16 protein-coding genes are annotated in these 20,575 nt (G+C 69.0%); 8 read left to right on the top strand and 8 right to left on the bottom strand.

Going from position 1 to position 20,575, the window contains the following annotated elements; genetic code table 11:
* The first annotated feature begins 95 nt into the window (after positions 1 to 95).
* Positions 96 to 1,679, top strand: coding sequence for a phosphoenolpyruvate carboxykinase (ATP) (gene pckA, locus L1280_RS03015; RefSeq protein WP_253580584.1), 1,584 nt, complete (start codon positions 96 to 98; stop codon positions 1,677 to 1,679).
* Between the two features lie 60 nt (positions 1,680 to 1,739).
* Here pckA and L1280_RS03010 read toward each other — a convergent pair whose 3' ends face one another.
* The 4 genes from L1280_RS03010 to L1280_RS02995 all read right to left on the bottom strand — a co-directional run bounded on the left by L1280_RS03010 (position 1,740) and on the right by L1280_RS02995 (position 5,996).
* Positions 1,740 to 2,621: a DMT family transporter gene (locus L1280_RS03010; RefSeq protein WP_253580582.1), complete on the bottom strand. Its 882-nt coding sequence runs from the start codon at positions 2,619 to 2,621 to the stop codon at positions 1,740 to 1,742.
* 73 nt (positions 2,622 to 2,694) lie between these two features.
* Positions 2,695 to 5,202: a glycosyltransferase family 1 protein gene (locus L1280_RS03005; RefSeq protein ID WP_253580581.1), complete on the bottom strand. Its 2,508-nt coding sequence runs from the start codon at positions 5,200 to 5,202 to the stop codon at positions 2,695 to 2,697.
* A 49-nt stretch (positions 5,203 to 5,251) separates the two neighbouring features.
* Positions 5,252 to 5,548 carry a DUF1622 domain-containing protein gene (locus tag L1280_RS03000; RefSeq protein WP_253580572.1) on the bottom strand — a complete coding sequence of 99 codons (297 nt, stop codon included), beginning with the start codon at positions 5,546 to 5,548 and terminating at the stop codon, positions 5,252 to 5,254.
* A 28-nt stretch (positions 5,549 to 5,576) separates the two neighbouring features.
* On the bottom strand, positions 5,577 to 5,996 hold the full coding sequence (locus L1280_RS02995; RefSeq protein ID WP_253580570.1) for a DUF1622 domain-containing protein: 420 nt from the start codon (positions 5,994 to 5,996) through the stop codon (positions 5,577 to 5,579).
* A 50-nt stretch (positions 5,997 to 6,046) separates the two neighbouring features.
* Between L1280_RS02995 and L1280_RS02990 the strand changes: the two genes are divergently transcribed.
* Positions 6,047 to 6,517, top strand: a complete 471-nt coding sequence (locus L1280_RS02990) for a hypothetical protein (RefSeq protein ID WP_253580569.1) — start codon at positions 6,047 to 6,049, stop codon at positions 6,515 to 6,517.
* Positions 6,518 to 6,562: 45 nt separating this feature from the next.
* Here L1280_RS02990 and L1280_RS02985 read toward each other — a convergent pair whose 3' ends face one another.
* The 4 genes from L1280_RS02985 to L1280_RS02970 all read right to left on the bottom strand — a co-directional run bounded on the left by L1280_RS02985 (position 6,563) and on the right by L1280_RS02970 (position 12,597).
* Positions 6,563 to 8,272, bottom strand: a complete 1,710-nt coding sequence (locus L1280_RS02985) for a bifunctional UDP-sugar hydrolase/5'-nucleotidase (protein WP_253580567.1) — start codon at positions 8,270 to 8,272, stop codon at positions 6,563 to 6,565.
* 66 nt (positions 8,273 to 8,338) lie between these two features.
* Positions 8,339 to 9,541 carry an alanine--tRNA ligase-related protein gene (locus tag L1280_RS02980; protein WP_253580566.1) on the bottom strand — a complete coding sequence of 401 codons (1,203 nt, stop codon included), beginning with the start codon at positions 9,539 to 9,541 and terminating at the stop codon, positions 8,339 to 8,341.
* Positions 9,538 to 10,338 carry an AAC(3) family N-acetyltransferase gene (locus L1280_RS02975; RefSeq protein ID WP_253580564.1) on the bottom strand — a complete coding sequence of 267 codons (801 nt, stop codon included), beginning with the start codon at positions 10,336 to 10,338 and terminating at the stop codon, positions 9,538 to 9,540. Before L1280_RS02975 ends, L1280_RS02980 begins: the two co-directional genes overlap by 4 nt.
* Positions 10,339 to 10,440: 102 nt before the next feature.
* Positions 10,441 to 12,597 (bottom strand): glutamine synthetase III, encoded by a 2,157-nt coding sequence (locus tag L1280_RS02970; protein WP_253580562.1) that lies wholly within the window; start codon positions 12,595 to 12,597, stop codon positions 10,441 to 10,443.
* 227 nt (positions 12,598 to 12,824) lie between these two features.
* Here L1280_RS02970 and glnA point away from each other — a divergent pair, with 227 nt between their 5' ends.
* From glnA to L1280_RS02940, 6 genes are all read left to right on the top strand, one after another.
* The gene (glnA, locus tag L1280_RS02965) at positions 12,825 to 14,186 is read left to right on the top strand and encodes a type I glutamate--ammonia ligase (RefSeq protein WP_253580560.1); all 1,362 of its coding nucleotides are present in this window, start codon (positions 12,825 to 12,827) and stop codon (positions 14,184 to 14,186) included.
* A gap of 566 nt (positions 14,187 to 14,752) precedes the next feature.
* On the top strand, positions 14,753 to 15,907 hold the full coding sequence (locus L1280_RS02960; protein WP_253580558.1) for a branched-chain amino acid ABC transporter substrate-binding protein: 1,155 nt from the start codon (positions 14,753 to 14,755) through the stop codon (positions 15,905 to 15,907).
* 239 nt (positions 15,908 to 16,146) lie between these two features.
* Positions 16,147 to 17,160: a branched-chain amino acid ABC transporter permease gene (locus L1280_RS02955; RefSeq protein ID WP_253580556.1), complete on the top strand. Its 1,014-nt coding sequence runs from the start codon at positions 16,147 to 16,149 to the stop codon at positions 17,158 to 17,160.
* Positions 17,157 to 18,980 carry a branched-chain amino acid ABC transporter permease gene (locus L1280_RS02950; RefSeq protein WP_253580554.1) on the top strand — a complete coding sequence of 608 codons (1,824 nt, stop codon included), beginning with the start codon at positions 17,157 to 17,159 and terminating at the stop codon, positions 18,978 to 18,980. Before L1280_RS02955 ends, L1280_RS02950 begins: the two co-directional genes overlap by 4 nt.
* A complete protein-coding gene (locus L1280_RS02945) occupies positions 18,977 to 19,795 on the top strand; it encodes an ATP-binding cassette domain-containing protein (protein ID WP_253580552.1) in 819 nt (272 codons plus the stop codon). Before L1280_RS02950 ends, L1280_RS02945 begins: the two co-directional genes overlap by 4 nt.
* The gene (locus tag L1280_RS02940) at positions 19,792 to 20,532 is read left to right on the top strand and encodes an ABC transporter ATP-binding protein (protein ID WP_253580551.1); all 741 of its coding nucleotides are present in this window, start codon (positions 19,792 to 19,794) and stop codon (positions 20,530 to 20,532) included. The genes L1280_RS02945 and L1280_RS02940 overlap by 4 nt, the downstream gene beginning before the upstream one ends.
* The last annotated feature ends 43 nt before the right edge of the window (positions 20,533 to 20,575 follow it).

Raw genomic sequence — 20,575 nt, 5'->3', positions numbered from 1 at the left:
TGACAGGGGGACGGTTTGGTGTGGAACCGCTTCATGCGGCAGGATGACTCCGTTACAACGTCACATTCCTGCCATTCGAATTTCCGGAGGACCCCATGAGCCTGACCCAGCCCCCCCTGCTGCAAGCCCTCGGCATCCGCAATGCCACCGCGCACCACAACCCCGACGTGGACGAACTGTACGCCGCCGCCATCCGCCTCGGCGAGGGCGTGCAGGCCGCCACCGGCCCGCTGACCGTCCGCACCAACAAGACCGGCCGCAGCCCGAAAGACCGCTTCATCGTCGAAGACGACCTCACGCGGGACGCGGTGTGGTGGGGCGGCTTCAACGTGCCGACCACGCCGGAGGTCTTCGACCGCCTGTTGCAGAAGATGACCGCGCACGCCGAGGGCCGCGAACTGTTCGTGCAGGACGTGTTCGCCGGGACCGATCCCCAGTACCGCCTGCCTGTGCGGGCCGTCACCGAGATGGCCTACCACTCTCTGTTCGTGCGCAACATGTTCGTGCGGCCCACCCCTCAGGAGCGCGAAGGGTTCGAGGCGCAATGGACGATCCTCAACCTGCCCTCCTTCAAGGCCGACCCCGCCGTGGACGGCGTGCGCAGCGACACCTTCATCCTGGTGAACTTCACCCGGCAGATGATTCTGGTGGGCGGCACCCAGTACGCAGGCGAGAACAAGAAGGGCATCTTCGGCGTGATGAACTTCCTGCTGCCCGCGCAAGGCGTGATGCCCATGCACTGCTCGGCGAACGTGGGCGAGGGCGGTGACGTGGCCCTCTTCTTCGGGCTGAGCGGCACGGGCAAGACCACCCTCTCGGCCGACCCCAGCCGGAGGCTGATCGGGGACGACGAGCACGGCTGGAGTGACAAGGGCATCTTCAACTTCGAGGGGGGCTGCTACGCGAAGGTCATCAACCTGAACGCGGAAGCGGAGCCCGCCATCTACCAGACCACCCGCACCTACGGGACGGTGCTGGAGAACGTGGTGCTGGACGAGGGCGGGACCCCGAGCCTCGACGACGGCTCCCTGACCGAGAACACCCGCTCGGCGTACCCCATCACCCAGATTGGGAACATCGTGGAAGAGGGCATGGCCGGGCACCCGCGCAACGTGGTCTTCCTGACCGCCGACGCCTACGGGGTGCTGCCGCCCATCAGCCGCCTGAGCCCCGAGCAGACGATGTACCAGTTCATCAGCGGCTTCACCGCCAAGATTCCCGGCACCGAGCAGGGCGTGACTGAGCCGCAGCCCACCTTTTCGACCTGCTTCGGGGCGCCCTTCATGCCCCGCCACCCCGGCGAGTACGCCAAGCTGCTCGCAGAGAAGGTGCAACAGCATGGCGTGCGCGTCTGGCTGGTCAACACCGGCTGGAGCGGCGGGCAGTATGGGGTGGGCCAGCGCATGAGCATCCGGCATACCCGCGCCCTGATCAATGCGGCGCTGAACGGCGAACTGGACAGCGTAGCTTTTGAGCGCGAGCCGTTCTTCAACCTGGAGATTCCCACCGAAGTGCCCGGCGTTCCTGCCGAGGTGCTGAATCCCCGTCAGGCGTGGGCCGATCAGGACGCCTACGACCGCACCGCCCGCAAGCTGGCCGGAATGTTCCGCGAGAACTTCAAGCGGTTCGAGGACGGGGTAGCCCCGGCGGTGACGGCGAGCATGCCGGACCACGGGTAAGCGTTCCCCTCCTCCGAACAAAGCCCCGGCTCCGGCTGGGGCTCTTTCTTGACTGCGCTTTCAATTCACCGGTTCGGGCACTGCCACCTTCTGCGCTCCACTGAGCGTAATGCCCACACTCGCCGCAATCACGCAGCCCATCGCCAGCCACTGCCCCAGCGTGAGGCGCTCCCCCAGGAAGAGGAGACCACTCAGCGCGGCGATGGCAGGCTCCAGGCTCATCAGCACGCCGAAGACGCGGGCGGGGAGGGCGCGGAGGGCCGACATCTCCAGGCTGTAGGGCAGGGCGCTGGAGAGGACGGCGACCGCCAGCCCCGCGAGCAGGGCACTTGGCACCAGCAAGCCGGTGCCCGCCTGCACGATGCCGAAGGGCAGGGTGACGGCGGCGGCCACCGTCATCCCCGCGACCACCCCGGTCACGCCGGGCACCCGTCGCCCCACCGCACCCCCGGCCAGGATGTACAGCGCCCAGAAGCCCCCGGCGGTCAGCGCGAGCGCCACGCCCATGGGGTCTAGGCCCTCCCCCGCCCCACCGCGCGGCGCGATCAAAACGATGCCCAGCGCGGCCAGCGCCACCCAGCCCAGGTCCCGCACCCGGCGCGAGAGGACCAGCGACAGCACCAGCGGCCCCACGAATTCCAACGTGACGGCCAGGCCCAGCGGCAGCCGCGTCAGCGAGAGGTAGAAGGTGAGGTTCATCAGGCCCAGCGCCGCGCCGTAGGGCAGGATCGCCCGCCACGCGGCCCAGGGCAGCTCGCGCAGGCGGGGACGGAAGACCAAGCCCAGAATCCCCGCCGCCAGTGCGACGCGCAGCCCAGTGGTGCCCGCCGCCCCCAGGGTGGGAAAGAGCGACTTGGCGAAGGCCGCTCCTCCCTGAATGCTCACCATGGCGACAAGCAACGAGGGGATGGGCGGCAGGGTGGGCAGACGCACGGGGGGCATTGTAGGGGCCGGACGGACGAAGGGGAGGCCAGGGCATGACGCCCCAACCTCCCCTGTTTAGACGTTAGACGGCTTACGCCCAGCGAATCAGCCCCGCCTCCAACTCGTTGCTCAGGCCCTCGATCACCGGGACCATCCGCACGCCCACGGTGTAGAGGCCGCTGCCGGGCAGGGGCACGGCGGCGCGGTAGCTCCCGTCGCCCTGGCGCTCCAGCGGGAAGCGGGTCACGTCGTCGCCGCGCTTGAGGACCGCCTCCACCCGCAGGTCCTCGGGGCGGATGCCCGCCGGATTCACATGTGCCTGGACCTCCACCGTCTGGCCGGGGCGGGCGGTGGCGGGCAGGTCGGCACTCGCGCTGAGGCTGGTATGGGGCCACTGCCCGCGCACCCAGGCCTTCCATTCCGCGATCTGGCGGGCGCGGGCGGCGTTTCCAGCCGACAGGGCCGCGCCGCGCTCGCTCAGGGGCACGTAGTACTGGCGCACGTAGTCGATGACCTGCCGCTGCATCGAGAAGCGTGGGGAGACGGTCCGGATCGCCCGGCGCACGGTCTTCGCCCAGCCCGCCCGGTCGCCGTAGTAGCTCGGGACGATCTCGCGTTCCAGCGTCTGGTAGAGGCTGTGGGCGTCGGCCTCGTCCTGCACGTTCAGGTCGGCGTATTCGCGCTCCTCGCCGATGGGCCAGCCGTTGGTGCCGTCGTAACCCTCGCGCCACCACCCGTCGAGGATGGAGAAGTTGGGCGACCCGTTGAAGCTGGCCTTCATGCCGCTGGTGCCCGACGCCTCCAGCGGGCGGCGGGGGTTGTTCAGCCAGATGTCCACCCCCTGTACCAGATGGCGGGCGACGTTCATGTCGTAGTTTTCCAGAATCACGATCTTGCCCCGGAACTCGGGCTGCTGCGACATCCGGTAGATCTCCTGGATAAAGGCCTTGCCGGGGTTGTCGGCGGGGTGCGCCTTGCCCGCGAAGACGAACTGCACGGGCCGCTCGGGGTCGTTCACGATCCGGGCGAGGCGCTCGCGGTCGCGGAACAGCAGCGTGGCCCGCTTATAGGTGGCGAAGCGGCGGGCGAAGCCGATGGTGAGCGCGTTTTCCGAGAGCAGCTCGTCGGTGGCGGCAAGATCGGCGGCCGAAGCCCCGTTGCGCAGCCCCTGCTCGCGCACCCGCGCCCGCACGAAGGCGACCATCTCGCGCTTCATGTCGCGCTGCACGTCCGTAAGCTGCGTGTCGGTGAGGCGCTCGACCGCCTCCCACATCGCCTCGTCCTCCAGGCGCTCGGTCCAGTCGCCCGGCAACACGGTCGAGAGCAGGTCGCGCATGGGCTGCGAGATGAAGGTGAGGTTGTGCGCCCCGTTGGTGACGTGGCCGATGGGCACCTCGGACGCCTCCGCGCCGGGGTAGAGGAACTTCCACATGTCGCGGCTGACCTCGCCGTGCAGCTCGGAGACGCCGTTCGCCGCGCGGCTCATGGCGAGGGCGAACACCGTCATGGAAAAGGTGGGCACCCAGTGGCCGTCCCAGAATTGGTCGTGCCGGGACAACGCGTAGAGGTCGTCGCGCGAGGTGCCCAGCAGTTCGGGCCACCCACCCAGGTAACGGTCCACGAGGTCATAGGCGAAGGCGTCGTTGCCCGCTGGGACCGGCGTGTGGGTGGTGAAGAGGGTGGAGGCGGCGACCGCCTCGGTCGCGGTGCGGAAGTCCAGCCCGCCTCCGACGAGTTCGCGGACGCGCTCCAGCCCCAGCAGGGCGGCGTGACCCTCGTTCATGTGGTAGACCGCCGCCGGAACCTCCAGCGCCCGCAGCGCCCGGATACCCGCCACGCCCAGCAGCACGTACTGCTGGAAGCGCAGCTCCTGGTTGCCGCCGTAGAGCCGGGCGGTGAGCTTGCGGTCCTCGGCGGAGTTCTCGGGGACGTTGGTGTCCAGCAGCAGCACGCGGATGCGGCCGATCCGGAGTTCCCAGACCCGCACCTGCACGTCGCGGGTGCCGATGTGCACCGACACGCGGGCCTCCTCGCCCGCCGGAGTCCTGGCCGGGCGGAGGGGCAGGGTGGTCAAGTCCAGCTCGTCGTACCCCTCCTCCTGCCAGCCGTCCTTGTTCAGCATCTGCCGGAAGTAGCCCTGGTGAAAGAGCATGCCCACCGCCGTGAAGGGCAGCCCCAGGTCGGAGGCACTCTTGCAGTGGTCGCCCGCCAGCACCCCGAGGCCGCCCGAGTAGATGGGCAGCGACTCGTGGAAGCCGTATTCCATCGAGAAGTAGGCGACGGGCGCGAGGCCCGGGGCGTGGCGGCTGGCCCAGGTGTCGGTCTTGTTCAGGTAGGCGTCGAAGTCGGCGACCACCGTCCGGTAACGCTCCAGATAGGCGGCGTCGGCGGCGGCCTCATCCAGCCGGGCCTGCGGGATTTCCAGCAGCAGACGCACCGGGTTGTGCTGGAAGCGCTCCCACAATGCAGGATCGAGGTCGCGGTACAGGGCCTGCGCGTGGGGGGTCCACGACCAGTAGAGGTTGTAGGCGAGGTCGGAGAGCCGGGCGAGGGCGGGGGGCAGCTCCGGAAGGACGGTGACCTGACCGAGAACGTTCATATCCTGCCGAGCTTATCCGAAGCGGGGCGGCCGGGGAGGGGGGGCAGGCTCAGGCCGGGTCCGCCCGCAGTTCGGCGCGTTCCCAGGCGGCCACCCGCTTGAGGCCGGTGCGCAGCAGAAAGAGGGCGGCGAAGAGGCCAATCTGCGGCCAGGTCTGGACTTCCAGGGTCCGCAGCAGGGTCGCCACGACCTTGAGGTTCAGGGCCAGCAGCATCCCGTCCACAACCAGGAGGCGGGCACCCGTCAGGTCAGGCCCTCGCCACAGCGCCCTCAAGGCCCCCAGCACAGCGACAAAAAGGACGAGGTTGCTGACCAGTTCGGCCAAGAGCCGCAGCGCGGAGAGCATGGCCCCCCTCCTCTTCCCCCCGCGCCCCTTACCCGCCCTGCTCGGAGCGCAGGGGGGCCGTGATCTTGGCGTCGGCGCGGGACTGTTCGGCCTCGCGGACCTCGCGTTGCAGGAAGTAGTTCAGGGCCGTCCGGATGCCCGCGATGGCGGCCAGCTTGCCGATGTCGTCCCAGTTGGGCGCGATGGCGGTGCGCAGGATGTCGGCGGCCAGCAAAAACTCCAGCACCACCGACAGCCAGCGGCCCAGGCGCAGCCGGATGGCCTCCTTGAGCGACTCCGGCGTGCCGTGCCGCCCGAAAAACAGCACCAGCGAGCGCCAGACCGCCTCCACGACGGCCAGCCCCACGATGACCGCCGACGCCGCCTCGACGCCGGTCGCCAGCACCAGGGTGACCTCGCGCACCACGGCCTCGAAGGCCCCGAACAACCCCGCCGCCTCGGCTTGCATGGCCTAGAAGGTAGCGCAGCGGGGCCGCGCCGGTCGCTTACCCTGGGACCATGCTCCTCCCGGACCACGACCCCCAGAGCCTCCTGCACGCCGAGGGCGAGCGCCTCGCGCGGCGGCTGGCGCAGGTGCTGGGCGGCGGCGAGGCCGACGTGCGGCGGGCACACCTGCTGGGCCTGAGTCTGGCGACCAATCTGGTGGGGGCGCTGCTCCCCACCATCGAACAGGTGTCGCGCCACGCCGGGCGACCCCTGCATGCGCACCTCGTCGCGGACGAGCGGGGGCGGGCCATTGTGGAGACGGTGACCCCAGACGGCGCATTACGCGCCCGGCTCCCGGTGGACGACCTGCTGGAAGAGGCCCTGTTCGTGGGGCAGCGGCTGCACCCGGCCGTCTTCGGCCACCTCGCGGGCGGCATGACGGGCAGCGAGCACCACGCGGCGCGGGCGCTGGCGGCCTGCCTGAAAAGTGCGCCGGTGCTGGACGCTCTGCGGCGGCAGCTCACGGCGCTGCTCAAAGGGTAGGGGAAGAGGCCTGTAAGCCCCTCCCCCACTGTTCGGCGCCCGACTTCAGTTCAGGCGGGTGATGCGGTTGAGCGGTCCCGGCGTGACCGTGTTGGCCTTGAGGTAGTTCTGGAAGGCGTCGAGGTCCACGTCGCCGCCCGTGCGGTTGGTGCCCTGCGTGAAGACCGTGAAGCCGTCGCCGCCCTCCGCGAGGAAGTTGTTGATGGTGACGCGGTAGCTTGCGGCGGGGTCAATCGCCGCGCCGTTCAGGGTGATGCTCACGACCTTGCTGCCCTTGGGCTTGCTGGCGTCCCAGGTGTAGGCGAAGCCCTGGCTGACCTGCAGGATGCGGTTTTGCCCGGCGGAGGGGTTGTCGAACTGCTGCTCGAGCGCGGCCTTGATTTGGGCGCCCGTGAGCGTGACCACCGTCAGGGTGTTGCCGAAGGGCTGCACCGTGAACACGTCGCCGTAGGTCACGGTGCGCGAGGGGTTGGGCTTGCCCGGCAGGTCGGCGCGGATGCCGCCGGGGTTCATCAGGGCGATCACGGCGCCGCCCTTTTCGGGAGCGCGGGTGGCGGCAAGCTGCGAGTCGGCGATCACGTCACCGAGCGCACTCTCGCCCGCCGCGTTCTGGGTGCGGGAGATCTGCTCTGCGCCCAGGGTGGCGACGACCTGCGCGGCCGCGGGGTCGGTGATGGCCTTGGCCTTTTGCACGATGGCGGTCATGGCCGGGTCCTTGGGCGCGGTCGCGGCGTCCACGAGGACATTCTGCGCCTTGATGTCCAGCACGCGGTTTCCGGCCGTGTCGATCTTCAGGTCGAGGCGCTGGAGCAGGTGGCCGTAGGAGTCGCCCTGAATCACGATCCGGGACTGCCCGTCGGGGCCGGGCACACGGCAGTTGTAACCCCGGTGGCTGTGGCCGGTCATGACCGCGCTGATGGCGGGGTCGAGGGTGCTGGCAATCCGGAAGATGTCGGACTTGGAATCAAGGGTCTGGCAGTCCACGATGTCGAAGGCGTCGCTCGCCGAGCTCCCCTGGTGGACCAGCGCCACGATCGCGTCGGCGCCCGCCAGCTTGAGCGCGGGCACCGCGCGGTTGATCGCCGCCGCCTCGTCCTCGAAACGCAGGCCCGCCACGCCCGAAGGCGTCACGACGGTGGGCGTGTCCTTGAGCACCGCGCCCACAAAGGCCACCTTCGCCCCGCCGACCGTGACCATCTTGTAGGCCGGGAAGACACGGGCACCGGTCTTCTCGTCGACCACGTTGGCGGCGATATAGGTAAAGCCCGCCCCCGCGAAGGTGTTCTCGAACTTGCAGGCGCGGGTCACGTCGTTGCTCGCGCAGCCGCCCTTCTGAAAGCGCTGCAACTCGGCCAGGCCGTAGTCGAACTCGTGGTTGCCCAGCACGTTCACCTGCATGCCGAGCTGCGTCAGCGCCTTGATGGTGGGCTCGTCGCGCAGCAGGGCGCTGATCAGCGGGCTCGCGCCCGTCATGTCGCCCACGCCCACGAAGACGGTGTTGGGGTTCTGGGTGCGAATCTGCCCCAGCACGCCGCCGATGGCCTCGATGCCGCCCGCCTGGATGCTGAGGGTCTTGGTGCGGTCGGCGGGGTCGGGAATGCGGAACGAGGTCGGCAGCAGGTTGCCGTGGAAATCGTTCACGCCGACGACGGTGACATTCACCGGATCGGCCGTGACCGGCTGGGAAGGCTTGGGAGCCGTGGTGCACGCGCTCAGGGCGAGGGCGGCACCGACCAACATGAAGTTACGTTTCATGCGCTCCTCAGAATAAGGGCAAGCGGTCCGCCAATGGTGAAGGCGGCACCCTGGGCGCCGGGGGCATCAGGGGGAGGGAGCGGCCCGCGCTCCCAACTGTGCCCGCACCGCGCTCAGAAAGGCGGAAGGCTCCGCCGTCTGCCCCTGCGCGAGGTCGGGTCGCCCACCGCCCCGGCCCCCGGTGACCTTCAACACCTCCGTCAACAAAGCCCCGGCGGGAACCTCGGCCCGTCCACTGCCCACCCCGCAGCGTCCCCCCAGAGTGACGGCGGCGCACACCTCGCCGGGGGGGGTCGCGGCCAGCACGTCGGGGAGGATGGCGGGGTCGTCCAGGGTCAGGGTCCGCAGCGGCACGCCCGCGATCTCCCCGGCGGGGGCAGCGGTAACCAGCGCGGCGGCGAGCCGGGTCCGCAGGGCCGCCGCCTCCGCTTTCAGCGCGTCCCGCTCGTGGCCCAGGGCGGTCACCCGTGCGGGCAACTCGGGCACCCCCACGCTGAAGCCCTGCGCGAGCGCCCGCGCGTCCCGGTAGGTCGCGGCCAGGAACTCGGCCGCCTCCTCGCCCGCCCGGAAGACCACCCGCGTCAGGCCGGAGCGGATGCGCTCGGTGCGCAGGACGACCACGGGCGCGGCCATCCCCGCGCGGGGAACGTGGACGCCGCCGCAGGCGCTTACGTCGAAGGGCACGCCCGCCCCGTCCCGGAAGATCACCAGCCGCACCTGCCCGCGCACCTGGGGAGGACGGCGCAGGGGGTAGTTCGGCAACTCGGCCTCGGGGACCACCCGCGTCTCCAGGGTCAGGTCATGGCGGCCGAGCGTTTCGCGCAGCAATTCCTCAGCGGCCCGCGCGTCGGCCTCGGTCGGGAAGCCTTCGAGGTCGAGGGTGCAGTCGGGTCCGCGCATGCCGACGGCCGCGACGCGGAAGGCGGGGTTGACGCGGAAAAACGCCTGCGCGAGCAGATGCTCCCCGCTGTGGCGGGCCATCTGCCGCCAGCGGCGGGCGGCGTCCACCTCGCCCGTGACCGGCGTGCCCACGGGGGGCGGGCTGCCCTCCAACATGTGCCAGATTGACCCACCCGCCTTGTCCTTCTGCGTGTCGGTGACGCGGGCCTCGCCGCCCTCCCAGCGCAGCCTCCCCGTGTCGGCATTCTGGCCGCCGCCCTCGGGGTAGAAGGCGGTGGCGTCCAGGGCGACGCGGCCCGCCTCCACCGCCGTCACCGTGGCCGCGAAGCTGAGCTGGGTGGGGTCGTCGTAGTACAGCGGCCGGGTCATGCGGCCCCGTGCGGGCGGGGGGTCAGGCCGCGCTCGCGGACAAGGCGGCGGACCTCCTGGCAGCGACACGAGGAGTAGTCGCACAGCAGGGCCTCGGGATTCGCGGTGACGAGCCGCACAGTCGCGTCCACCAGGTCGCGCACCCGGTACAGCTCCAGGGTCGCGCTCCCCACGGTGACACTCTGGCCCACGACGTGAGGCTTGACCCGTCCGAAGGCCGCCGAGCAGTTGGGAAACGCGGTAGCCCGCACCTCGCCGCCGACGGGCACGTAGCGGGTGAGCAGCGGCATCCCGGCTACATGCTCGCCGTAATGGACGCTGGTGTTGCTGCCGAAGTCCACGCCCATCATCAGCGCGAAGCCGTCCAGGTCGTACAGCGCCCCGATGGGCTGGTAGGGACTCTCCAGCGTCTGCACTCCCGCGACCTGCTCGGCCGCCTGCCCCAGCGCGATAAAGGACAGGGTGGGGTGAAAGGAGCGCACGGCGTCCGCGCGGTCCACGAGCTCCTGCGGCACCCGGCCGATGTCGCGGCTGACGCGCAGGTCACGGTGAAAGCGCTGATGCACCGGGGAAGTCGCGTGCCGCAGCAGCGTGCCGTAGGTAAAGGCCGGGGCCACCACCGTCGCGGTCCGTTCCGCCAGCGCGTCCACCACCGCCTTCGCCCCGCCCTCCAGTTGCCCGAACGAGCGCAAGCTGGCGTGCACCATCACATGCTCGGAGCCGGAGAACCCCAGGGTCGCCAGCCCCTCGCCGAGATCGGAGGGCGTGACGACGGGCTTGCGGCGCAGGTTCAGCACGGGAAGAAGTGTAGAGCAGTCGGCCGCCCGCCGTCAGCGAGGAGCAAGCCAAAAGCCCCGGCTCCGGCCGGGGCTGTGTTGCTGGGGGCAGTGAGAAGACGGTTACTTCACGAACAGCATCTGCCGGTAGCTCGGCAGCGGCCAGTGCGCGTTGGCGACCAGCTTTTCCAGGCGGTCGGCGGCCTGCCGCACCCCGGCCATCGCGGGGAGAATCTGGTCGCGCATGTGGTGGGCCTTTTCATGCACGGTGTCGCCGCCCAGCGCCCGGTTCTGCTCGCGCAGGGTCCCCAGGGCGTCGTACAGCTCGTCGGCGGCGGCCTCGACCTCGGCCGTCGTCTCGCGCACCGCCCGGCTGCCCCCCGCCCGCGCAAGGTCCCCGAGGTAGGCGACGGCGGCGGGCAGGATCATCGTCTGCGCGACCGATTCGGTCGTCTCGCCCTCGATGTTCACGGTCTTGAAGTAGATGTCGAAGAGGATTTCCTGCCGGGCGGCGAGTTCACGCTCGGTCAGCACGCCGAAGCCCTCGAACAGGCGCACGTTCTTCTCGTCGGACAGGTGCTCGATGGCGTCCACACTGGTCCGCAGGTTGAGCAGGCCGCGCTCCTCCTCGGCCTCGCGGTGCCATTCTTCCGAGTAGCCGTCCCCGTTAAAGACGATGCGCTTGTGGGCCGCGTAAGTCTCGCGCACGAGTTCGCCGACCGCCTCGTCGAGTTCCAGGCCGCGCGTCAGGCGGGCCTGCAATTCGGCGGTCAGGGTCTGCACGGCGTCCGCGACGATGGTGTTCAGCACCGTCACCGGGAAGGAGATGCTCTGCGAGGACCCCACCGCGCGGAACTCGAATTTGTTGCCGGTAAAGGCGAAGGGACTGGTGCGGTTGCGGTCCCCGGCGTGACGGGGAATGCGCGGCAGCACGCTGGAGCCCAGGCCCAGCAGCCCGGCTTCCGGCCCGCGCCCGCCCTCGCCGGATTCGATGCGGTCGAGGATGTCGGTGAGTTCGCTGCCCAGGAAGATCGAGAGGATCGCGGGCGGCGCCTCGTTCGCGCCGAGGCGGTGGTCGTTGCTCGCGCCCGCGACCGAGATGCGCAGCAGGTCCTGATGCTCGTCCACGGCCTTGAGGACCGCCGTACAGAAGAACAGGAACTGGAGGTTCTCGTGCGGGGTGTCGCCGGGTTCCAGCAGGTTCTCGCCCGCGTCGGTGCCCATGCTCCAGTTGCAGTGCTTGCCCGAGCCGTTGACGCCCGCGAAGGGCTTCTCGTGCATCAGGCAGACCAAGCCGTACTTGCGGGCGGTGTTGCTCAGGACCTGCATCAGCAGTTGCTGGTGGTCGGCAGCCACGTTGCTGGGCTCGAAGATGGGCGCGATCTCGAACTGGCCCGGCGCGACCTCGTTGTGGCGGGTCTTGACCGGGATGCCCAGGGCGTAAAGCTGCAATTCCGCGTCCGTCATGAAGCTCAAGACCCGGTCGGGAATCGCGCCGAAGTAGTGGTCTTCGAGTTCCTGCCCGCGCGGGGGCCGCGCCCCGAAGAGGGTCCGCCCGGTCATCACGAGGTCGGGGCGGCGGAAGTAGTACTCCTCGGCCACCAGGAAGTATTCCTGCTCGGCGCCCACCGTGCTGACCACCCGCGTGCCCTCGGACGCGCCGAAGAGGTGCAGGGCGGGCGCGACGGCCTTGTTCAGCGCCTCGGCCGAACGCAGCAGCGGCGTCTTGAGGTCGAGCGCCTCCCCGGTCCACGAGGCGAAGGCAGTCGGGATGCACAGGGTCGCCCCGTTGCTGTGCCGGATGATAAAGGCCGGGCTGGAGGGGTCCCAGGCGGTGTACCCCCGCGCCTCGAAGGTGGCCCGCAGGCCGCCCGACGGAAAGGAGGAGGCGTCAGGTTCGGCCTGGATCAGTTCCTTGCCGCTGAAGGCCGCGATCGCCAGGCCGTCCCCGTTGGGCGAGACGAAAGCGTCGTGCTTCTCGGCGGTCGAGCCGGTGAGCGGCTGGAACCAGTGGGTGTAGTGGGTCGCGCCGCGCTCCATCGCCCAGGTCTTCATGGCGAGCGCGACCGTATCCGCGATGCCGGCGTCGAGCCGCTCCCCGCGCTCCACGGTCGCCCGCAGGCTCTTGTAGGCGGGTTTGGACAGCCGGGCCTTGAGCTCCTCCAGCGTCAGCACGTCGCGGGCGAACAGCTCGCTGACGACCTCGGCAGGGGTGGGCACCTCGCCCCGTTCGACCCGCCAGTTGCGGGCGGCGGTCAGCACGTCAAAGTCGTGGTTCATAGATTCCTCCTGGGGTCAGGTGGGCCGGGGAGCCGCGCCGCCTGCGAACGAAAGGAGTATGGGGGCAGGCGTACAGGTTGGTCAACTTTTGACGAACGAATTGCAGAGATGAATCCAAAGTTTGCCCGGCAGCGCCAGAATTGTTGCAGAGTGTCCGCCAGAACTTGATCAGGTGTGGCGCAACTACTCGGCCATCCCTTATCGTGACCCCCGGAGGCCCCCTGTTCATGACCCCTGCCCTGTCCGCCGCTGCCCGCCGCCTGCTCGACCGCCTGAATGACGAAGAGGTCGAGTTTCTGCGGCTGCAATTCACTGACATCCTGGGCGCGACGAAGAATGTGGAGGTGCCGCGCTCGCAGTTCGAAAAGGCCCTGCGCGGCGACGTGACGTTCGACGGCAGCGCGGTGGAGGGCTTTACCCGCGTCGAGGAGAGCGACATGCTGCTCGCGCCGGACCTCTCCACCTTCCTGATCTACCCGCCCTTCTCGGACGAGGACCGCGAGGGGGGCCGGGTCGCGCGGCTGATCTGCGACGTGACGCTGCCCGACGGCACGCCGTTCGGGGGCGACCCCCGGCAGGTGCTGCGGCGGCAGGTCGAGCGGGCCGCCGCGTTGGGGTTCGAGATGCTGGTGGGCACCGAACCCGAGTTCTTCCTGTTCGAGCGCCCGGTGCCCGGCAGTGGGGCGCGGCAGGGCACGGTGACGCACGACCGGGCAGGCTACTTCGACCTCGCGCCCGTGGACCGGGGCGAGCGGATCCGGCGGGAGATCACCCAGCACCTCGTCGGCATGGGCTTCGAGATCGAGGCCGCTCACCACGAGGTCGCGCCAGGGCAGCACGAGATCGACTTCCGCTACGCCCCCGCGCTGGAGGCCGCCGACCGCCTCGCGACCTTCAAGTTCGTGGTCAAGCGGGTGGCGCTGGAGCACGGGCTGCTCGCGAGCTTTCTGCCCAAGCCCATCGCGGGGGTCAGCGGCTCGGGAATGCACTGTCACCTCAGCCTGATGCGCGGCGGCGAGAACGCCTTTGCGGAGGCAGGAGCCGAAGACGGCCTCTCCCCCACCGCGCGGCAGTTTATCGCGGGGCTGCTGGAGCACGCGGGGGGATTGGCGGCGGTGACCAATCCGCTGGTGAACTCTTACAAGCGGTTGGTCCCCGGCTTCGAGGCCCCGGTCAACGCGGCCTGGAGCACGGGCAACCGCTCGGCGCTGATCCGCATTCCGGCCAAGCGCGGCGCCTCCACCCGCGCCGAGGTGCGGATGCCGGACCCCAGTTGCAACCCCTACCTCGCCCTCGCAGTGATGTTGGCGGCCGGGCTGGACGGCATCGAGCGCAGGCTGGAGCCCCCGCCTGCCATCGCCCGCAACATCTTCCGCATGACCGTGCGCGAAAAAAGGCACCACCGGGTGCGCGACCTGCCGGGCGACCTGCGCGAGGCCGTGGACGAACTGGAGCGCGACGAGGTGCTGGCGGCGGCCCTCGGGGAACATGTAATGGACCGGTACGTCACGGCCAAACGGACGGAGTGGGCCGAGTACAACGCCACCGTCCACGCCTGGGAGCTCGAGCGCTACCTCGACCTGATCTGACAGCGGTGGGCGGACAAGTCGACGGGTTGGCCCTCAACTGGTCCGGCCCGAGGGGAGCGAGGCTCCGTCATGGAGAGGGGTCGGAGAGGCGCTGAAGGGGCGCTTTCTGTCTCCTCAACCCAACGGCGCACCGCAATGAGGGGGGTAGCCCGCACAGAGGGGCCAAAGGACGGGGGTCCTGTGCGAACTGAACAGACTCGGGGAGGGGACGCTGCGGAGCACCGCCCGCTGCTCCGGATTCCGGCCCAGCGGTCACCGCCCCTGCTCCATCTGGCCGGACGCCACCCAACCCTTCCTGCAAGGCCCACGAACCTGCTGGCTGCGGAGGCGGCCAGGGTAGCCGAAGATCAATCACAGCTACGTCACGGATGGGTCAATCGCCCTGGTGCTGAAATGGAGTTGCTAGGTTGGGAGGACTCAAGCAATTTCTTTTCCACTACTCCCTAGCTTTTGGGTATTCGCGGTCGTCCGATGATGAGCGGCGCGTTGACTTCCCCTTTAACCATCCCTACAATCAGGCCACCCGACAACCGCGCCCATAAAAGCGCAGATCCCCTGGAGGAAGCATGAAGAGCACCGCCCTGAGCCTGTCCGTGTTGGCCGCCCTCGCCCTGGGAAGCGCCAGCGCCCAGACCACCGTCAAGATCGCCACGCTCTCTCCGCTCTCCGGCGGGCAGAGCGACCTTGGCACCCAGATTCGCAACGGCGCCCAGCTCGCCGTGAACGAGTACAAGGCGCAGTTCCAGAAGCTGGGGATGAACCTCCAGCTCACCGCCTACGACGACCAGGCCGACCCCGCGACCGGGACCGCGCAGGCCCGCAAGATCGCCGCCGACCGCTCCATCCTCGCGGTCGTGGGCACCCTGAATTCGGGCGTGGCGATTCCCAGCAGCCAGGCGCTGGTGTCCAGCCGCGTGGCGATGGTCAGCCCGGCGAACACCGCGAACAACGTGACCGACCGTGGGCTCAGCAACATGAACCGCATCGTCGCCCGTGACGACGCGCAGGGTCCGGCGGGCGCGAACTTCCTGACCGACAACCTCAAGGCCAAGAAGGTCTACCTGCTCAACGACAAGACCGCGTACGGCGAGGGCCTGACCAAGGAAGTGGAAAAGGCGCTCAAGGCCAAGGGCGTGCAGGTCGTGGGCAACGAGGGCACGGAAGAAAAGAGCGACTTCTCCTCCATCATCGCCAAGATCCGCCTCCAGCGCCCTGACGCCATCTACTTCGGCGGCATCTACAACCAGATCGGCGTGTTTATCAAGCAGCTCCGGGAAGCTGGGATTACCACGCCGGTGATGGGCGGCGACGGGATGGACAGCTCCGAACTCGCGACCATCGCGGGCAAGGGCGCCACCAACATCTATTTCACGACCGTGGCCGCGCCCATCGACGCGCTTCCGGCGGCCAAGACCTTTGCCGCCAACTTCCAGAAGACCTTCAAGGATCAGGCCCAGGGCTTCGCGGCCTTTGGCTACGACGCCGCCAAGGTCGTGCTGCAGGGCATCCTGGCCGCGCACAAGGCCAACGGCAACAAGGTGCCCAGCCGCACGCAGGTCGAGTCGGCGATCCGCAAGGGCAACTTCAGCGGGCTGCTCTCGGGCAACGTGGCCTTTAACAGCGTGGGCGACCGCAAGAGCGCGACCCTCTACGTGATGAACGTGCAGGGCGGCAAGTACCGCCTCTCGGCCCGCCTGCCCGTTCGTCCCGCCCGCCAGTAACACCGGGCGAACGCTGGGAGCAGGGACCCCACTGCACTGGGGGCTGGGCCGCAGGTGCCCGGCCCCCTCGCTGTTGTTTCCCGCATTCCTCTTGTCTGGTTCTCCCCCACCCGGACCGGGAACCAAATGTGATCTGACGCGCTAACGTGCGGGCGGCCCCTGCGGGCTTCCGCTGTTCCGTTTCTCCGCCTTCTTCCTGCCCCCTTGGTGGGGCACCCTTCCCGAAAGGAGCAAAGACCTTGGATCTCGCCACACTGCTGCCGTTTCTCGTGAACGTGATCGCGGGCGGCCTCGTGCTGGGCTTCGTGTACGCGATCATCGCGCTGGGGTACACCATGGTGTACGGCGTGCTGCAACTGATCAACTTCGCCCACTCGGAGGTGTTCGTGACGGGCGCGGTCGTGGGCTTCGAGGTCTTCCGGGTGCTGACGCCCAGCCCCATGAACGGGTACCTGAAGCTCTTGATCGCCCTGCTGGCGGCGATGGTGATCTCGGGGCTGCTCAACGTGCTGATCGAGCGCCTGGCCTACCGTCCCCTCAGGAACGCGCCCAAGCTGGTGCCGCTGATCACAGCGATCGGCGTGTCGCTGGTCTTGCAGGACGTGCTGCGGCTGATCGAGGGCTTCCAGGGCCGCTTCGACCTGACCTACACGCTGCCCGAGGGCTTTTCGGGCAAGTTCTGCGGCGAGGGCAGCAGCTGCGTGGCCCTGGGCAACGCCCTGCGGACGATCGGCCTGGACCTGCAACTCAAGGACGTGATCCTGATCGCGGTGTCGCTGCTGAGCCTGGCGGTGCTGAACTACCTGGTCAACCGCACCCGGCTGGGCAAGGCGATTCGCGCCGTGGCGCAAGACCGCGTGACCGCCGGACTGATGGGCATCGATTCGAACCGCATGATCAGCGCGACCTTCCTGATCGGCGGGGCGCTGGGCGGCATCAGCGGCGTGCTGTTCGGGATGAAGTTCGGGACGGTCAATGCCTACTCGGGCTTCGACCCCGGCATCATCGCCTTTACGGCCGCCGTACTGGGCGGCATCGGCTCGATTCCCGGCGCGGTGCTGGGCGGGCTGACGCTGGGCATCATTCAGAACCTGATCGGCGTGACGAACATCTTTGGCGGGCTGCTGGGAGTCGCCAACCTGGAAGCGATTGACGCCTCCTACCAGCGCATCGGGGCCTTTATCGTCCTGGTGCTGATCCTGATCTTCAAGCCCACCGGCCTGCTCGGCAAGAGCAACGTGGAGAAGGTATGACGGCCGCCAACCCGATAGCCCCGCGCCGGGTGGCCCCGGCCCCCGACCGCACCGGGCTGCTGCTGCTGATCTTCGTGGTCACGAGTGCGCTGCTGCTCGTCTCGCACAACCGGGCGCTGCTCGACACCCTGGGCGGCCTGGGAACGCTGCTGCGCAATCCCATCGTGGAAGCGATCGTCGTGTCGCTCTTTCTGGCGAACGTGCTGTTCGCGTACCTGTGGCGGGCCGCGCCCTGGGCCAAGGCGCTCGTCGGGCTGGGCAGCCTGCTCCTGATCCTGCCGTGGGCCGGGCAGGAGGACACCTCGCTGCTCGACCTGAGCATCCAGATCATGATCTTCGCGGCGCTCGCGCTGGGGTTGAACATCGTGGTGGGCCTCGCGGGGCTGCTGGACCTGGGGTACGTGGCGTTCTTTGCGGTGGGCGCGTATACCTGGGGCATCTTCGCCAGCCCGCGCTTCGCGGAGATCGGGCGCTACTTCACGGAGAATCCGGGGGCAAATGCGGCCGCCACCGCCGTGCTGGGAGGAGTGACCCTGCTCGCCGGGCTGGGCGGCTATCTGGCGCTCCAGCGCCGCCGGGCCGACGACCTGTCGGGAGCGGGGGCCTGGGGGCTGACGCTGCTGCTCGTCGCCGGATGGGTGGGGTTCTTTTTCGCGGGGCGGGCGCTGTTCACCCTGGGCGAGCGTCCCTGGAGCACGGCCGCACTGGGGCTGGGGCTGGTCCCGGTCGGGGTGGGGCTGCTGTACCTGGCGTATGGCGAGAGCCGGGGCCGGAACGTGCGCGGAGCGCTGCTGAACCTCAGCCGGGTGCTGCTCGCGCTTGCGGGCGTGGCCGGGATGGTGCTGGTCGCGCGGAGCATCCTGCTGCTGACGGCTGAGGGCATCAGCGGGCTGGCGACCGGCATCGACCCAAATTTCTTCTGGCTGTTTCTGGCGCTCAGTGTCTTCGCGGCGGCGGTCGTGGGCGTGCTGATCGGCCTGCCGGTGCTGCGGCTCAAGGGTGATTACCTCGCCATCATCACGCTGGGGCTGGGGGAAGTCATCCGGGTGCTGGCAAACAACCTCGACCTGTACTCGGCCGGGTCGCAGGGCATCACGCCCATCAAGAGCGCGTCGGTGGGCTGGTTCGACACGCTGGCGGCGCGGCTGGGCTTCGCGGAGGACCAGTACGGCCTGCTCTTCCTGTACGTGCTCTCGCTGGTCATGGTGGCGCTGATCCTGCTGGTGAACGTGCGGCTGGACCGCTCGCGCATCGGGCGGGCCTGGATCGCCATCCGTGACGACGAGGTCGCGGCGCAGGCGATGGGCGTGCCGCTGGTGCAGACCAAGCTGATCGCCTTTGCGACCGGCGCGAGTTTCGCGGGCGCGATGGGCATGATCTTCGCGGCCAAGCAGACCTTCGTTTCTCCCGAGAGCTTCAACCTCTTCCAGTCCATCGGCGTGCTGAGCATGGTGATTCTGGGCGGGATGGGGTCCTTTCCCGGCGTGATCCTGGGAGCGGCGGTGGTGACGCTGCTCAACCTGCGCATCCTGCCGGGGCTGGGCGAGGCGACGGCGGGCCTGAGCTGGATTCCGCAGCAGGCCAATCCGGGGCAGCTCCAGCGCCTGATCTTCGGGGCGATTCTGGTCGCCATGATGCTGCTGCGCCCCGAAGGGCTGCTGCCCAGCCGACGCCGCACGCTGGAACTGCACGGGCAGGACAACCAGGAAGACGACAGCGTCAAGGGCACCGGCCCCGCGCTCACGGGAGGCGGGGGCGACGTGTTCAGCCCCGGCCTGGAAACGCGCAAGGAAGACGAACCGGCGGGAGGAGCCAAGTGACGGCCTATCCGGGAAGCACGCCCCTCATTCTCGACGTGCAGCATCTCACCAAGACCTTCGGGGGACTGACGGCCGTCAACGACGTGACCTTCGGGGTTCCGCAGGGGGGAATCATCTCGGTGATCGGGCCGAACGGGGCGGGCAAGACCACCTTTTTCAACCTGATCACGGGCATTTACGCACCCGATCGCGGCAGCGTCCGGCTGGCGGGGCGCGAGCTGATCGGCCTGCGCCCCGACCAGGTGGCGGCGGCCGGGATCGCCCGCACCTTCCAGAACATCCGGCTCTTTTCCTCCATGACGGCCGAGGAAAACATCATGGTGGGACGGCACAGCCGCCTGAAGGCCACCTTCCTCGACGCCGTGCTGCACACGCGCGGCTTCCACGACTCCGAGCGCGAGGCCCGCGAGACGGCGCGGATCATGCTGGAGTTCGTGGGATTGGGCAAGTGGAGGGGCGAACTGGCGACCAACCTCCCCTACGGCGACCAGCGCAAGCTGGAGATCGCCCGCGCCCTGGCGACCACCCCGAAGCTGATCCTGCTCGACGAACCGGCGGCGGGCATGAACCCCCGCGAGACCGAGGACCTCAAGGCCCTGATCCGCGCCATCCGCGACGACCTCGGCGTGACGGTGGTGCTGATCGAACACGACATGCGGCTGGTGATGACCCTGTCCGAAAACATCACGGTGCTGGACTACGGCACCAAGATCAGCGAGGGCCTGCCCCATCAGGTCCGCAACGACCCCGCCGTGATGGAAGCCTACCTGGGGCGCGGCGCGGCGGCCGGGGACTACGGCAAGGAGGCCAGATGACCGCCCATGAGACGGGCGCGGCCCCACTGCTGGAGCTGCGCGGGGTGCACACCTACTACGGCCAGATTCATGCCCTCAAGGGGCTGGACATGACCGTCAAGGAGGGCGAGATCGTCGCCCTGATCGGCGGCAACGGGGCGGGCAAGACGACCACCCTGCGCACGGTCAGCGGGATGATGAAGCCGCGGGCGGGGCAGGTCGTCTACGCGGGGCAGGACGTGACCGGCGTGCCCGCCCACACCCTGCTGGGGCGGGGCATGAGCCACGTGCCCGAGGGCCGCCGCATCTTTCCGCAGCTCACGGTGCGCGAGAACCTGGAGGTCGGCGCCTACTCGGTCACCGACCGGGGGCTGATCGAGCAGCGCATTCAGGAAGGCTTCGCGCTGTTTCCGCGCCTGAGGGAGCGCGAGAACCAGCTCGGCGGCACCATGTCGGGCGGCGAACAGCAGATGCTGGCGATTGCCCGCGCCCTGATGGTCAACCCCCGGCTGCTGCTGCTGGACGAGCCCAGCATGGGCCTGTCGCCCCTCTTTGTAGAGGCCATCTTCGACATCGTCCAGATGCTCAACCGCGAGCGCGGCACCACCATCCTCCTGGTCGAGCAGAACGCGAGCATGGCGCTGGGCATTGCCCACCACGGCTACGTTCTGCAGACGGGTGAGATTCGTCTCAGCCGGGCGGCGGCCGAACTCGCCCGCGACGAGACGGTCCGTAAGGCGTACCTCGGCGACGAGTAGATCCAGCAGCTCAGGGCCGCCTTTCCGTGTGGGGGGCGGCCCT

The sequence above is a fragment of the Deinococcus sp. HSC-46F16 genome, from assembly GCF_024171495.1.
GTDB lineage: Bacteria > Deinococcota > Deinococci > Deinococcales > Deinococcaceae > Deinococcus.
Note: the sequence above shows the minus strand (reverse complement) of the source record. Positions and strands in the feature narration are given on the sequence as shown.

Coding starts and splice junctions, on each gene's coding strand:
- pckA (WP_253580584.1), top strand. CDS start 96: ATGAGCCTGACCCAGCCCCCCCTGCTGCAAGCCCTCGGCATCCGCAAT.
- L1280_RS03010 (WP_253580582.1), bottom strand. CDS start 2,621: ATGCCCCCCGTGCGTCTGCCCACCCTGCCGCCCATCCCCTCGTTGCTT.
- L1280_RS03005 (WP_253580581.1), bottom strand. CDS start 5,202: ATGAACGTTCTCGGTCAGGTCACCGTCCTTCCGGAGCTGCCCCCCGCC.
- L1280_RS03000 (WP_253580572.1), bottom strand. CDS start 5,548: ATGCTCTCCGCGCTGCGGCTCTTGGCCGAACTGGTCAGCAACCTCGTC.
- L1280_RS02995 (WP_253580570.1), bottom strand. CDS start 5,996: ATGCAAGCCGAGGCGGCGGGGTTGTTCGGGGCCTTCGAGGCCGTGGTG.
- L1280_RS02990 (WP_253580569.1), top strand. CDS start 6,047: ATGCTCCTCCCGGACCACGACCCCCAGAGCCTCCTGCACGCCGAGGGC.
- L1280_RS02985 (WP_253580567.1), bottom strand. CDS start 8,272: ATGAAACGTAACTTCATGTTGGTCGGTGCCGCCCTCGCCCTGAGCGCG.
- L1280_RS02980 (WP_253580566.1), bottom strand. CDS start 9,541: ATGACCCGGCCGCTGTACTACGACGACCCCACCCAGCTCAGCTTCGCG.
- L1280_RS02970 (WP_253580562.1), bottom strand. CDS start 12,597: ATGAACCACGACTTTGACGTGCTGACCGCCGCCCGCAACTGGCGGGTC.
- glnA (WP_253580560.1), top strand. CDS start 12,825: ATGACCCCTGCCCTGTCCGCCGCTGCCCGCCGCCTGCTCGACCGCCTG.
- L1280_RS02960 (WP_253580558.1), top strand. CDS start 14,753: ATGAAGAGCACCGCCCTGAGCCTGTCCGTGTTGGCCGCCCTCGCCCTG.
- L1280_RS02950 (WP_253580554.1), top strand. CDS start 17,157: ATGACGGCCGCCAACCCGATAGCCCCGCGCCGGGTGGCCCCGGCCCCC.
- L1280_RS02940 (WP_253580551.1), top strand. CDS start 19,792: ATGACCGCCCATGAGACGGGCGCGGCCCCACTGCTGGAGCTGCGCGGG.